Source organism: Halopiger thermotolerans (assembly GCF_054654555.1).
Genome location: NZ_BAAIEU010000004.1, coordinates 1,458,683 through 1,471,808 on the forward strand (window position 1 = coordinate 1,458,683; position 13,126 = coordinate 1,471,808).

At 64.6% G+C, this 13,126-nt stretch carries 13 protein-coding genes; 4 read left to right on the forward strand and 9 right to left on the reverse strand.

Going from position 1 to position 13,126, the window contains the following annotated elements; translation table 11 throughout:
- Positions 1 to 11: 11 nt before the first annotated feature.
- The 4 genes from ACYQ26_RS14965 to ACYQ26_RS14980 all read right to left on the reverse strand — a co-directional run bounded on the left by ACYQ26_RS14965 (position 12) and on the right by ACYQ26_RS14980 (position 2,651).
- Positions 12 to 794 carry a YihY/virulence factor BrkB family protein gene (locus ACYQ26_RS14965; protein WP_459809697.1) on the reverse strand — a complete coding sequence of 261 codons (783 nt, stop codon included), beginning with the start codon at positions 792 to 794 and terminating at the stop codon, positions 12 to 14.
- Positions 795 to 877: 83 nt separating this feature from the next.
- On the reverse strand, positions 878 to 1,654 hold the full coding sequence (locus ACYQ26_RS14970; RefSeq protein ID WP_459809698.1) for a CAP domain-containing protein: 777 nt from the start codon (positions 1,652 to 1,654) through the stop codon (positions 878 to 880).
- Between the two features lie 128 nt (positions 1,655 to 1,782).
- Complete coding sequence (locus ACYQ26_RS14975) at positions 1,783 to 2,127, reverse strand: hypothetical protein (RefSeq protein ID WP_459809699.1); 345 nt, start codon at positions 2,125 to 2,127, stop codon at positions 1,783 to 1,785.
- A 212-nt stretch (positions 2,128 to 2,339) separates the two neighbouring features.
- Positions 2,340 to 2,651, reverse strand: a complete 312-nt coding sequence (locus ACYQ26_RS14980) for a lycopene cyclase domain-containing protein (RefSeq protein WP_459809700.1) — start codon at positions 2,649 to 2,651, stop codon at positions 2,340 to 2,342.
- A 108-nt stretch (positions 2,652 to 2,759) separates the two neighbouring features.
- Here ACYQ26_RS14980 and ACYQ26_RS14985 point away from each other — a divergent pair, with 108 nt between their 5' ends.
- Positions 2,760 to 3,917, forward strand: a complete 1,158-nt coding sequence (locus tag ACYQ26_RS14985; RefSeq protein WP_459809701.1) for a CBS domain-containing protein — start codon at positions 2,760 to 2,762, stop codon at positions 3,915 to 3,917.
- Here the strand turns inward: ACYQ26_RS14985 and ACYQ26_RS14990 are convergent.
- Positions 3,914 to 4,651, reverse strand: a complete 738-nt coding sequence (locus tag ACYQ26_RS14990; RefSeq protein ID WP_459809702.1) for a bacterio-opsin activator domain-containing protein — start codon at positions 4,649 to 4,651, stop codon at positions 3,914 to 3,916. The two genes, ACYQ26_RS14985 and ACYQ26_RS14990, sit on opposite strands and share 4 nt — an antisense overlap.
- 91 nt (positions 4,652 to 4,742) lie before the next feature.
- A complete protein-coding gene (gene radB / locus ACYQ26_RS14995; protein ID WP_459809703.1) occupies positions 4,743 to 5,501 on the reverse strand; it encodes a DNA repair and recombination protein RadB in 759 nt (252 codons plus the stop codon).
- Positions 5,502 to 6,093: 592 nt separating this feature from the next.
- Between radB and ACYQ26_RS15000 the strand changes: the two genes are divergently transcribed.
- Positions 6,094 to 6,855, forward strand: coding sequence for a hypothetical protein (locus ACYQ26_RS15000; RefSeq protein WP_459809704.1), 762 nt, complete (start codon positions 6,094 to 6,096; stop codon positions 6,853 to 6,855).
- 222 nt (positions 6,856 to 7,077) lie between these two features.
- Here the strand turns inward: ACYQ26_RS15000 and ACYQ26_RS15005 are convergent, their stop codons facing one another.
- Positions 7,078 to 7,704, reverse strand: a complete 627-nt coding sequence (locus tag ACYQ26_RS15005) for an Ig-like domain-containing protein (protein WP_459809705.1) — start codon at positions 7,702 to 7,704, stop codon at positions 7,078 to 7,080.
- Between the two features lie 368 nt (positions 7,705 to 8,072).
- On the opposite strand from ACYQ26_RS15005, the gene ACYQ26_RS15010 reads away from it, so the two are divergent.
- Entirely contained in the window at positions 8,073 to 8,447 is a 375-nt protein-coding gene (locus ACYQ26_RS15010; RefSeq protein WP_459809706.1) for a hypothetical protein, read from the forward strand.
- A gap of 228 nt (positions 8,448 to 8,675) precedes the next feature.
- On the opposite strand, the gene ACYQ26_RS15015 is transcribed toward ACYQ26_RS15010, so the two are convergent.
- Positions 8,676 to 10,187 carry a hypothetical protein gene (locus tag ACYQ26_RS15015; RefSeq protein WP_459809707.1) on the reverse strand — a complete coding sequence of 504 codons (1,512 nt, stop codon included), beginning with the start codon at positions 10,185 to 10,187 and terminating at the stop codon, positions 8,676 to 8,678.
- Positions 10,188 to 11,111: 924 nt separating this feature from the next.
- Positions 11,112 to 12,284: an ISH3 family transposase gene (locus ACYQ26_RS15020; protein ID WP_459806326.1), complete on the reverse strand. Its 1,173-nt coding sequence runs from the start codon at positions 12,282 to 12,284 to the stop codon at positions 11,112 to 11,114.
- 77 nt (positions 12,285 to 12,361) lie between these two features.
- Between ACYQ26_RS15020 and ACYQ26_RS15025 the strand changes: the two genes are divergently transcribed.
- On the forward strand, positions 12,362 to 13,117 hold the full coding sequence (locus ACYQ26_RS15025) for a hypothetical protein (protein ID WP_459809708.1): 756 nt from the start codon (positions 12,362 to 12,364) through the stop codon (positions 13,115 to 13,117).
- Positions 13,118 to 13,126: the final 9 nt, after the last annotated feature.

A 13,126-nucleotide genomic window follows, 5' to 3' on the forward strand; every position in this document is an offset into this window, starting at 1 on the left:
CGGAGCGGCGGTCACTCGGCCAGGACCGGGCGCGCCCGCACGACGTTGAGCACGGCGCCCAGTAGGAGGATGATCCCGGCGAAGTAGAGCCAGGTGACGAACAGCAACACGGCGCCGACGGCGCCGTAGGCCTGATACTGGCCGGCGTTGGCCGCGTAGATCTGGAAGCCGCCCTGGAGGATCGTCCAGCCGACGGCCGCGAAGACCGCCCCCGGCCAGACCTCGCCGACCGCGACCGGCACCGGCGGCAGGACGTAGTAGATCGGCAGGAACACCAGCACGAGTCCGAGCAACAGCGTCACCCAGCTCACCGTTCCGGCGAAGGGGACGACGTCGCCGGCGAACCCGAGCACGGCGCCGACTGCGACCATCAGCGCGAGCGCGCCCGTCCCCGCGACGATGACGGTGAGGCCGTCGCGGATCTGATCGAGCAGGGAGTCGTCGACGACTTCGTCGTAAACCATGTCGAAGGCGAGGCTCAGCCCGCGAAAGACCTTGAGCGCACCCCAGGTCGCGACGACGAGCGCGACGACGGTCGCCTCGGCGCGACCGGATTCGGCCGAGAGGGCGTTGACGACCAGCGTTTCGCCGGCCTCCGGCAGGAAATCGCCGGCGATCAGGATCAGGCGTTCGGCCGCGTCCTCCCCGCCGATCAGCGAGCCGACGACGAGCGCGAGCAGCACCATCGGAATCAACGAGACGAACGCGTAGTAGGCGAAGCCGGCCGCGAGAAAGGTGATATCGCGGTCGCTGGCCGTCCGGTAGATCGCGGTGAGTGTCTCCCTCGCGTCCATGTCGGTGTTCCCGACTACGGAGGGCAGCCCTAAGAACCTCGGAATCGTTCGCAGCGAGTGTATTCGAGCGCTTTCCGGTCTCGTCACCACGTGCGACAGAAGTTGTGCGACGCGTAGACTGCCCCGTCGTCGGCGATGTAGACGCCAACGCCGCCGCGATCCCAGCCGTGGTCGACGTTCTCCTCGAGAATCGCCTCCCGGTGGGCGGTGGAGTTCATCCACTGGTTGACGAGGCCGGTCGCGAGCCGTTCGGCGGTCCGGTACTCGACGACCCCGCCCCCGCCCGGCCGCTCGACCGGCCGCCCGACCCAGGTCAGCGCGATGTTCTCGCCGTAGGCGCGACAGTAGTCACCGACGTCGGTGAAGCGATCGTACGGCCCCTCGCCGTCGGGGTTTGTGTGCGCGAAGTACTCCCGCTGGGCCATGTCGTAGCTGTGTGCCCGCGCGACCGACGCGATGGTCCCGTCCCACGCCAGCGGCGCGAGGCCGTGTTCGGCCCGACGCTCGTTGACTTCCGCGTGGACGAAGTCCTCGACGGTCGCCGAGTCGATCATCTCGACCTCGGTCTCGTAGCTCGAGACGCCAGAGTCGTCGGGATCCGTCACGTTCGGGTCGCGGTCGCCGGCCGGCGGCGGCTCGGGGCTGGGGCTCGGCGCGGCGTCCGGGACGCCATCGATCCGGATGTCGTCGGGGGCACCGAGATCCTCGAGGGCAAGCGGCGTCGCCACCAGCGCCCCCAGCGCGAGCGCGCAGACGAGCGCGACGGCGAGAACGAGGTTGAACAGTGCCCGCAGGACGGCACGGTCGGTCCGCTCGGCGTCGGGGTCGCTCGCTCGCGCCGATGGGCCGCGCCGCGTCATCGACGGCTACGTCACCGAACCGAGATAAGGCAGCCGCGGTCAGTTGCAGCGAGTGATACTCGGACCGCCGCTCCGGTCGTGCCACCGTCCCGATCGGTACGAGAGCGACGATCGATTCGCGTCGGCGGTCACAGGAGAATCGAATCGTCCGAACAGGTCGTCTGGGAGAACCGAACGCCGTCGTCGAGAAGCCTCGCTAGAACGCCGATCTCGTACGGATCCTCGTCGCCACAATCCGGGAGGTAGTGATAGTGATGCGAGACGCCGGTCGAGCCCACGATGAGTTCGATGCGGTAGGGACGGTCGGTAACGACGTCTTCCACGCTCCACGTCTCGTCGAGTTCGGTCTGCGGCGGAATCTCGAACGAGTCCTCGTAGGCGATCGCCTCGCTTCGCTCCGATTCGTCGGGATACAGGAAGGCGACGTCGATCAGCGTGGATTCCTCGAGGTAGTTTTCGACGGCGAAGTCCATCTTCGGTCGAAACGCATAGCGGGCCGAACAGCCTGCGAGACCGGAAAGACCGAGCGCGCCACTTGTAGCGAGCAACTGTCGTCTAGAATACATTTCGTCCGCCCATCTTCAAAGTAGACGGTGATAATGATATCGGATCGACAGACCGTCGGTCGGCGGCTAGTTCGCGTCCGTTCCCGGGCTGTTTTGTACCGCGCCTCTCGTCTTTGCCGTCACCGATCGGTCGCTTTCGTCCCGAAGATCGTTTCGTGGATCCCGATCACGAGCCCCGGGACCACCGCCATGAAAAGGTGCTCCTCGAGCGGGATGCCGGCGACCTCGATTCCGGTCCGGAGTTTGATGTCGAAGACGCCGACGGCGAGGGTGTAGCGGTCCCAGACGTAGGCGATCGGGTACAGCGCGAGGATCGTCACGGCGGCCCGTCGGAGGGCGTTGGCCCGCCGCAACAGGAGGGCGGCGACGGCACCCCAGAACAGTTCGGTCGCGAGGTAGGTGTAGCGGCCGAGGACGCTGATATCGATCATTCCGCGCTCGTCTTCAACGCCAACGGCAAAAATCCCCGCACCGATCGCCGCTTGGATAAAACGGGCAGCACGTTAAATACCTCGGCGACAGTACGTATATCCAGAAGGATGAATATCGCTGATATCGCCACCCAGGAGTACATCGAAGTCGACGTCGGCACGCGCATGGGGAAAGTCCGTTCTATGTTCGAGGACGGCAACCCCAAGGGAATTATCGTCACGAACGACGGGGAATACGAGGGCGTCATCAGCGAGCGGGAGGTCCTCCAGTCGCACGTCGAGGACGACGCCAAGGTGAAGGCGCTGACCAAGCCGAGTCGGAACGCGCCGGCGCCGAAGGTCGACCGCGAGGAGGACGTCCGGGAGACCGCCCGGGTTCTCATCGAGAGCAACGCGAAGGTCGCGCCCGTCTTCCAGAACGGCGAGCTCTGGGGGGTCATCACCGACGACGCGATTCTCGAGGCCGTGATCGACAACCTCGACACGCTGACCGTCGAGGACATCTACACCGCGGATCCGGTCACGATCGAGGAGGACGACGGGATCGGCCGGGCGATCAACGACCTGCGCGAACACGGCATCTCTCGGCTCCCCGTCTTGAACGAGAACGGCTACCTTACCGGCGTCGTGACGACCCACGACATCGCCGACTTCGTCATCCGCGAGAGCCACTCGACGACCACCGGCGACCGGGTCGGCGACACCCAGCGGATGCTCGACGTGCCCGTCTACGACATCATGAACAGCCCGGTCGAGACGACGAACCTCGACGCCACGGCCAAGGAGGCCGTCGAGACGATGCTCGAGAAGGACTACGCCGGACTCGTCGTTACTCCAGAGGACGACGACCGGATCGTCATCGGCGTCATCACCAAGACGGACGTCCTGCGCGCGCTGACGTTCACCGAGGAGGAGCGCATGGACGTGCAGATCTCCAACATCTCGATGCTCGATACGATCTCCCGGGAGGGCGTCGTCGAGGGCATCGAGGAGGTCGCGGACAAGTACCAGGACATGCAGGTCCACCACGCCAACGTCCGCTTCAAGGAACACAAGGAGAAGCTCCGGGGCACTCCGCTTGTCCACTGTCAGATCCGCCTGCGCACGAACAAGGATCAGGTCGCCGGCACGGGCGAGGGGTACGGCGCCGAGAACGCCTTCCGGGTGGCACTCGAGAAGCTCGAGCGCAACGTCTTAGAGATGAAAGGCGTCGCCAGCGACGAGGAGTACCGCGGCCAGCTCCTGCGGAAGCTGAACGAACTCTAGCGATCCGAGCCGTCGCCGCCGCCCCCGTTCCCGTCCCCGTCTCCGCCGCTGAACAGCAACGACAGCAGTTTTCGCTCGGCCGACCGCAGGTGCTCGTGGAAGGTCGCCGGCGACACGTCCATTTCGGCGGCGAGTTCCTCGCCGGTTATCTCCCGCGGCCAGTCGTAAAACCCGTTCACGTACGCCAGGAGGAGGGCCTCGTGCTGTCGCGGCGTCAGCATTCCGAGGATCGCCTCGTAGAGCTCCCGCTGCTGGAACAACGGGACGGAGTAGGACTTCTGCCGGCGAGCGACGATCTCCACGTCCGGATACGTCGCCTGAAACTCCTCGATCACGTCGGACGCGGAGTAGATCGACGGAATCTCCGCGACGATCCGGGCGGTGCCGTCGCGGCTGCTCAGTTCCGTCGGAATCGCCCCCGCGTCGGTCAACCCGATCGTGAAGAACTCGCCCGCCTCGTCGATCCGGACCTCGACGATCGCGTCCTCGGGACCGCTGCTCACGAGACGGCCCTCGATCCCCTCGTACTCCTCGATCACCTCGAGAACCCGTTCGGGATCCGTGCCGCTGACGCGGTGGAAGATCGTGTAGGCGCCGTCGCTCCGCGGAAGGAGTTGAATGAGCGTTACGTCGCCGCCGGTTTCGTCGGACATGGCGACGAGCGGATACCGTGAGTCGGTGACGGTGAACTCGACTTCGACGACCGAATCACGAGCGTCGGTTCCTTGCGACACGGTTGCATATGACTAGCCGATAGAGCGACTTACCTGTTGGCGTGGCCCCCGACCCACGACCCCGCGACCTGATCGGCGATCGAGGCCGTTCTCAGAGCGGTCCCCCGTCCTCGCCGCCCTCGAGGCCGCGGTCCGTGATCCGGAACTGGACGGACTCGCCGGCGGGTTTCGACCGGTGCTTCTCGAGGGTCGCGCGCCGGTTGCCGCCGCGGAACCGCTCGAGGCGGAGCACGACGCCGGTCCAGTGCTCCAAGGTGTTCCCGCCCAGCGGCCGCGTCCGATCCGAGTCGGGGTCGGAGAACACCTGGTTCGTCAGGACGACCGCGAGGTCGTGTTTGCGCGCGAGCGACAGCAGGTGGGTCACCTGACGGGCCACCTTGCGCAGCGCCTCGCCCTCGTCGCCGGCGCCGGTACGCTCGAGGCGGTAGAAGCCGGTCGCGCTGTCGAGGACGATCAGGTCCGCCCGCTCGGCGAACTCCTCGGCGTCGCGGACTGCCTCGGCCTGTTCCTCGAAGTCCAGCGCGTTCTCGATGACGATTCTCGAGGCCACGGTCTCGACGTCGAGGTCGGTCGTCGGTTCCGGGTCGCCGCCGTCGGACGACGCGGCCGGCGCCGAGTCCTCGATCCGCGCCGACAGCAGTTGCTCGAACCGGTCGACCGAGACGCCCTCGGTGTCGACGTAGACCGCCGTCCCGTCGGCGACGGCCGTCTCGACGGCCGCCGAGAGCGCAAGGTTCGTCTTCCCCGCGGCCGGCGGGCCGTACACCTGCGTGACGGTCCCGCGTTCGAACCCCCCGCCGAGCAGCTCGTCGACCGGGCCACAGCCGGTCGGAATCGCCTCCTCGTTCACGGGCGTGCTTGGGCCGGTCGGCGCAAAAACCCCCCGGAACCGCTCCGCGAACCGTTCGTCCGTCAGTTTCGAATCCGTCGGCTTGCGGCTCTCGGCTCGAGACGGTAGTGATAACACCGACGGTCGCGACGTGTCGCCCGTATGGACAGTCAGCCTGGCGGAGAAACGGCGACGGACGCTCGCGAACGATCGGCGTCGACCGACCGGTCGCTGGTCGGGGCGTGGCTCGCTTCCGCCGGAATCGCCGTCGGTACGCTCGCCGCCGCGCTCGGGGCGTACGCACTCACTCCGGGAACGCCTGACTGTCAGCTATATACGGCCCGAATGTGGATGTTCTGTCCGTGGTTCCGCCAGTTCTTCGGAAACGCGGTGGCCATTTTCGGTGCGGTTGTCGTCGTTTTCGTCCCGTGTTGTCTCCTCGCGGGCGCGACTCGAGCGCTTCGGCGTTACCTGAATCGGCCGTGATCGAAATCACTGACCGGGTAGCGGATCGCCGTCGGAGAGCGTCCCGCCGTAACTCGGGCAGCAAAGCGAGTCGACGTGACCGGGGAATCCGGACACGTTTATTCGGACCGGCCACGAAGGCCGACCCGTGATCGTCGTCGCAACGTCGGACTTCGAGGTGTACCACGGCGTCGTCAACGAGCTTCGCGACCGCGGCACCGAGTTCACGACCGTCGAGCCCCACGAGGAGCTCCCCGAGCGGACCGCGGTCGTCGTCACCGGCGCCGACCACGCCGACGACTTCGCCGACGTCACCACGATCGTCGCCGATCCCGACGATCCGCGACGGGCCGTCGATCAGGCGCTGACCGCGGTCCGGGGCGAGGGCGGCCGGACGATCATCGGCGTCGATCCGGGGCGCAAACCCGGCATCGCCGTCCTCGCGGGCGAGATGGTCGTCGCCGCCTTCCAGGTGCCGCTGGCCGACGCCGTCGAGGTGATCGAGCGCGAGGCTGACGAGGCCGCCGACCCGGTCGTCCGGATCGGCGACGGCTCGCGGCTCCAGAGCGCCAAACTCGTCAACGACCTCGAGAACGTCCGCGTCGAACTCGTCGACGAAACGGGGACGACGCCGTACCTCGGGACGGGCGCGCGTGGGATGGAGGACGTGCTCGCGGCAGTCAACATCGCGCGCCTCGAGGGCGAGGTGGTCGACACGCGCGAGATCGAACCGACGGCGGGCGAACTCCAGCGGATCAAGGACCGGTCGCGCGAGGAGAGCGAACACAACCGCGCGATCGACGAGGTGCTCGCCCGACGGGTCGCGGTCGGCGAGCTGACGATCGACGAGGCGCTGGCCGAACACCGCGAGGACGCCGACTCGGCGGGCGGAAGCGACGCCGACGAGTAGCGTCCGCTCCCCGGGACGGTGTGTCCCTCGAGCGTCGCTCGTCGGCTATCGGGGAACCGGATACCGAATATCGATCCGGTCGCCTCGCGACCGGGACGACGCGGCCGGCGGACGGGCGTCCGGCGAGGCAGATCGCACGGGCGGCCGTCGTTCCGTTCGACTCGAGGGCCGGACGCCGCGCGCGAACGCCGGTCCCGCCGCCGACGTGCGGCAGGCTCGCGATCAACAGGACGTCGTCGTGTTCGTCTCGATTCCGCCGTCGGTAAACGAGACGACCGTCCGGGACTCCTCGCAGGGCGTCCCGGATCGGGAGATCGACGACGTGTTCCGGATCCCGCCGGCCTCGAGCGTCGTCTCGTAGGTCCCCGGCTCGCCGATGACGATCTCGAGGGCCGTCTCCGCGGGCAGTTCGTTCGTCCCCTCGAGCACGGTGGTTCCGTCGCGATCGATCCGGATCGCGACCTCGCGGTCGCGATCCGACGCGTTTTCGATTCGGATGCGGTGGTAGACGGTCGCCTCCTCGTCGACCAGTTCCTCGTCGTCCGTTTCTTCACCATCGCCTTCGTCGCCCTCGTCCCCCGAATCGTCGAGCGCCGTCGTACCGATCGCCTCGAACGGCTCGGCCTTGAGCGTCTCGAAGGTCAGTTCCGTATCTTCCTCGAGCACGTCGTCCCCCTCGGTTACGGTCTCGTTTCCAATCGCTTCGTCCGTCTCGTTCCCGGCCTCCGCCACTGCCGTTTCGTTTTCGTCGCCGCCCCCGTCTGACGAATCGTCGGCTGCCCCGAGACAGCCGGCGAGAGCCCCGAGCCCGACCCCGGACGCGACCCGAACGAGCGTTCGTCGATCCATATCTGGAGGGGCCACCTCGAGGACAAAACCACTTTTTCACGAGCTACTGATCGTCTCCGCGGACGATAGATCGGCGGGCCCGCGCGTCGTCGATCCGTCTCTTCGGGGGACTGCCGCCTGGGCTTTCGGCTTTCGCGACTGCGAGCGCGTATCACCGAATCGGAAAGACAGGGCCGGAGACTGATTTGGGTCTCGTTACCGACGGCTCGGCCAGCGATCCATCATTCGTATCACACGACCGGCAGAGAACCGATCTCCGCGCAAAGTTTCGACTACAGCGTCGCAATCGTCTGTTTTGCTTGCAAACGATTGCCCGCGTTTATCCGGGGGTTCGGTGAACCGCCGATGCCCGCTGCGGGCTGATACCCATGATCGGACGTAACATCGGTCAGCGACTACTCACGGTGGTCGTCGTCGTCGGACTGCTGGCGATGGCCTTCGGAGTCGGCGCTGCAACGGCAGATGAAGTAGAGGACGGCGACCAGTCCGTCGAAACCAATGAAGTGGTCGAGAACGTGACGGTCGAAACGAGCGAAGCGGTCGAGAACGTGTCGGTCCAAAACGAGAGCACGCAGACGGTCGAGGAGTCCGTGACGGAAACCGAGACCTCGTTCTCGTCGGACGGCGGTGACGCTCCGTCCGACGTCGGCGAGATCGACTTCGGCGACGACTTCATGGACTCCGGCTTCGCCACCGACATCGTCGACCAGACGCTCACGAACGTCGACGAGATGTTCGACTAACCGTCTCGCCTCGAGTCGTCTCGACGGGGATTTCCGTCGACCCTATTTTCCGGACCGGCATCCGCGCCGCGGACGGCCGCTCTCGCCGAGCCGTCTCTAGACGAGGTCCGTCGGTGCCGATCACCGTCGACAGCGGTCGCTCGGCGTCGATCGCGACGCGGCCGCCAAAAAACGAGATATCGAAATAGGGTGGATAGCCGGTCGAACGACGATCGCGTAACGGTTCGGTTACGCTGCGGTCCAGAGGTTCGTCGCGGCGACGGACCCGAACTGGACGTTCTCGTTCTCCTGCATGGTCACCTGTGCCGCGCTGGCGGTATCACCGTTTTCGGCCACGGCGATGGCGGCCTGCTGCTCGTTGACGTTCTCCTGCGTGACGAACTGCACCTGCGCGAGCTGGGCGCTCGCGTGCTGCTGGGCATCGTTCGTCTGCTGTGCGTCGGTGTCGTACGAGATGCCTTCGATGCCGTCGACGTCTTCGCCGCCCACGGTCACGCTCGTGGTCGAGGTCACGATCGCGTTCTCGTACTGGTGGCTCGGGCCGGCGTAGACGTTCAGCGCGTCCGCGATGCCGACCTGCGAGTTGATGTTGGACTGGTAGGCCAACTGGACGGCGGTGGCGTTGCTCTCGTTGGTCGCGATCGCCAGCGCCGTGTTCTGCAGGTTGACGTTCATCTGCTCGGTGGTCTGGTTCTGCGCCACTTCGGAGGTAGCGGTCTGGATGCCGCTCTTCTTGTGGTGGTCGCCCTCCTTGTCGGCGAGCAGCGTCTCGTACGATCGCTCGGTGTCGAGGATCTGGGTGTCGCCGTCGATCCCCGCGGTCGCGACGTTCATGCCGCCGAGCGACCGGATGACGTTTTCGGCGGTCGCGTTGCCGATCTGCTTGTTGAGGTTGGTCTGTTCGGTCATCTGGATCGCGGTCGCGACGCTGTCGTTACCGACGGCGATCGCGACGGCGCCGTCCTGCTGGTTGATGTTCTCCTGGCTGACCGCCTGGCCCTGCTGGACCACCGCTGACGCGGCCTGATCCTCGAACTGACCGTTGCCCGTGTAGACGTTGGTCGCGTTGGCGACGCCCTGCTGCAGGTTCTCGTTGGACTGCTGGGACTGCTGGAGGGCGGTCGCTTCGCTGCCGTTCTCCGCAATCGCGAACGCAACGTTCTGCTCGTTGTAGTTGAGCTGGGCGACCTCCTGGACCTGCGTCACTTCGGCTTCGGCCGTCTGGTCGGCGTCGTCGATCTCGGGCTTGTGGCCCTTCTTGTCGGCGATGCCCCAGCCGTCGAACGACTTGCCGTCGCTGTTGCCGATGATGATGTTGACCTCGCCGACGTCCTCGAACTGGGTCTGGACCGCCTGCGTGTTGTCGGCGTCCGCGTCCGCGAACTGGTCGTTATCGTTGTGCTGCGAGGCCTCCTGCACCGCCGTGGCCTCGCCGCCGTCGATCGAGATCGACGTCGCGTTCTCCTGCTGGTTGATGTTGACCTGGTCGACGTCCTGGTACTGGGAGATCTCGACGTCGCTCGCCTGATCCCCGGACGCGTGCTGCTCGATGTACTCCTCGAGGGTCATGTCTCCGAGCTCGGCGCCGAAGACCAGGTACAGTTCTTCACCGTCCTCGAGCGCGTACGGCGCGCCGCCGTTGGCGCTGGCGTTGGCGTTGCCCCCGGACTCGGCGTCCTCGCCGGCGGCCGCCATCGGCGCGCCGACCGAGAGCATCGCTACGGCGACTATACATGCCATAAGAACCGTCGTACACTGTGAACGTATCGTCGTCGTGTTTGTCATGATTCGTTTGACGTGAACCGTGAGAGTCTTCGTTTCTGTAACTCCACGGCGTGAACCGTCGTATCCCGATGACAGACTTTGTTATCTGTCAGTTTCGACAAATATGAAGCGACCTACCGTTCCGAAGGCCTGAACTTACGGGCGGAAACGGATAGCTTCGACCGCAAACGGTTCGATATGAAGGTATGCTAACGAGGAACAGTCGGCAGTCAGTCGGTATTGACAGTCTCGAGGCTTCGAAACCGCCGGCTACGTATCGAAAGGAGTGACTGTTTCACGGCGCAAAGGCACCGGTTACTGGAAACCGGTCCCGAACCGCCGCGGTTCAGAGGCGGCATTTCGGGGACGGCGCCCCGTGATCGGCTCGACGGAACTCGAAGCGAACGATTCAATAAGGTGATCATATCGACCAAAGGGTGCGGCGTTGGGGACGATGAACTCCGTACCTTTCCGCATATCAACGGTTGCAGCGCCTCTAATACGAGAATTCCGTTGAAACTGTTAGTCGGGTTGAAGTGGCACACCGTGATGAGCAGCGACTGGGCAACGCGTCACAGCGGGGATGCGTCGGGAGTCGGTTGGTACCTCTCGCGACGAGCGGCGGCCCCGCGGACGGGGTCGACGCTCCGTTGCGGAGCGTACCCCCTGTGTGATGCGTGCCTCATAAACGAAACCTCAACCCAAATATCGGTACTTCCCGAACGTCGCTTCGTGAACTGTGCTGAGTCATGGACGAACAGAGTGAATGCCGGTGTGGTAACTGAGTGAACAGGAAGTAGAATCCACGCATGAGGAGAAGTGAAGTAAGAAGGCTGAGATACGCTGTTCTAGGCGAATGCTGTTGCTCACCAGGAGCTTGCCCAAGGCCGCGGGCTGGCGTCAGCCCGCGGCCGGCGCGTATGCTTCTGGCACACCTGTTCCGTTCATTTCGATCTCCCAAGTCCGCTCTAGCTCTTCCTCTAATGCATGTCTGATCCAGTCAGAGAACGTCTTGAACGTGAATTCCTCGGGCAGGTCGCGCCCGCCCCGCTGGGGGCGGGCGACGACCGCCCATCGAAGCACAAGCCAGAGGTTCTCCAACAGGAATCCAACCAGGACGAACGCGAAGCGGATGATTGGGTCTTGTGTCGTCGTTACCACTCGTGCTTGGCGAAATACACGGTAGCTCGTTTCGATCGCTGACCGTTTCCGATAGAGCCGTTCGACTTGTTTCGGCGTGCGATCGGCCAGATCGCACGCCACATAGCCTCGCACGACCTCGCCACTTTTCCCGCGATCTCCGGCGTGATATGACACAGCGACCGCGAGCGGGAATTCCAGTTCCCGCTCGCGGCCTTTGTACATCCGATAGGTTGTCATGTACGAGCAGTGCGTATCCAGCTTCTTCCTCATGCGCTTGCCCTTCTTTTGGACGGGAACGACAGTCGCAGCAACCTCCCGTGAGCGGCGCAGAATACGTTCGTTGTAGAAGCCGCGATCAGCCAACAGAAGCTCTATCTCGAAGGGATAGGCCTCGACGCGGTCGAGGACGCGCTCGACCGCGTCGGCCTCTTTCTCATCACTACGGACGTACGTCATCGCCAACGTCACTGGCTTTCCGTTCGAGACGAGATACGCCGTGCAGTACCGGTGGCACGTCGTTGTTCCGTCTTTCGCGTGCATGCGACAGAGTTCACCTTCTTCATCGGCGTACGTTCCGTGGTAGGGGTTATCGACGAAGTCAATGGAGACGATCCTCGACCGATCAGGGTCGAGGATCGTCATCGCTAACTCTCTGAGAAGGCGGTTAGCAACCCGCTCAAGCCACTCCCGGTTGAGCGTATGTAGCCAGTCCATGACAGTATCGTCACAGACAGCGTTGTCGTTGTCCTTGCACGTCTCCCAGATGGACGTCTGATTGACTGCTGCAAGAATGACAACAGCCCAGATATCGCCGGGATCGAGGGGCGAGCCCTCGATCCCTGGCAAGGGGAGCTGGCAGATGACGTCTTCCGCTAAATCTTTCACGTCCGAATCCGAAAGAACACCGTCTGGCTGAGGGATACTGAACACATTCACTCAACCAGACATCTTCCTCATGAGACCAACGCTTTAGCTCCAGCTCTCACACCAGTCGGGAAGTACCGAATATGAAGCGCGCACTCGCGATCACATTGACGGTAGCGCTGTTCGGAGCCCTCGCAGTTGTGGGGCTCACCGGAGCAGCTGCGGCACAGGAAGACACAGATAACATCTCCGATGTCGACGAGCTCATCGAGCAGACCATCGGTGACATCGAGGCGACGCAGGAGCAGAACTTGCAGTCGGGTGACGCGAACGTCGACGTGAGCGTCGACCAGACGAACAACAACGCGCAGACGGCCAGCGCGACGGCCGGTGACGCGCTCGCCCTCGACGGCTCCAGCGGTGGTGCCGGCGCTGCGGCTGCGGGTCACGCAAAGTACAAGAGCGGCAGCGGTGCCGGTGCTGCGGCTGACGGCGCCAGCGCTGGTGCGACGGCGTTCTCCACCGCCGAAGTCGCTCAGTCGCAGGACGTCGACCAGACTAACGCTGCTAACGTCGACGCCACGGCTGAAACCGGTAACGTCAGCGGCGAGCAGGACCTCGAGCAGGAGCCCGAGCAGGAGTCCGAAGTCGGCAACGTGACCGTCGGCGACGACGGTGACGGTGCTGACGGCGACGACGGCACTAACGGCGACGAGGGTGTCTCCGCTGAGGACGTTACCGTTATTGATGATGACGGTGAATACCTCGTCTACGTTAATGGTGAGCTCGAGGGTACCTTCAGTAGCGAAGGTGGCCTGCTGAGCTTCCTCGAGAATGTCCTCGGACTCGATGACAGCGAGATCGACGACGTTCTCGACGGTATCGGGATCAGCCTCTAAATAGCTGAA

Coding starts and splice junctions, on each gene's coding strand:
- ACYQ26_RS15005 (WP_459809705.1), bottom strand. CDS start 7,704: ATGGATCGACGAACGCTCGTTCGGGTCGCGTCCGGGGTCGGGCTCGGG.
- ACYQ26_RS14985 (WP_459809701.1), top strand. CDS start 2,760: ATGAATATCGCTGATATCGCCACCCAGGAGTACATCGAAGTCGACGTC.
- ACYQ26_RS14975 (WP_459809699.1), bottom strand. CDS start 2,127: ATGGACTTCGCCGTCGAAAACTACCTCGAGGAATCCACGCTGATCGAC.
- ACYQ26_RS15015 (WP_459809707.1), bottom strand. CDS start 10,187: ATGGCATGTATAGTCGCCGTAGCGATGCTCTCGGTCGGCGCGCCGATG.
- ACYQ26_RS15010 (WP_459809706.1), top strand. CDS start 8,073: ATGATCGGACGTAACATCGGTCAGCGACTACTCACGGTGGTCGTCGTC.
- ACYQ26_RS14965 (WP_459809697.1), bottom strand. CDS start 794: ATGGACGCGAGGGAGACACTCACCGCGATCTACCGGACGGCCAGCGAC.
- ACYQ26_RS14980 (WP_459809700.1), bottom strand. CDS start 2,651: ATGATCGATATCAGCGTCCTCGGCCGCTACACCTACCTCGCGACCGAA.
- ACYQ26_RS14970 (WP_459809698.1), bottom strand. CDS start 1,654: ATGACGCGGCGCGGCCCATCGGCGCGAGCGAGCGACCCCGACGCCGAG.
- ACYQ26_RS15025 (WP_459809708.1), top strand. CDS start 12,362: ATGAAGCGCGCACTCGCGATCACATTGACGGTAGCGCTGTTCGGAGCC.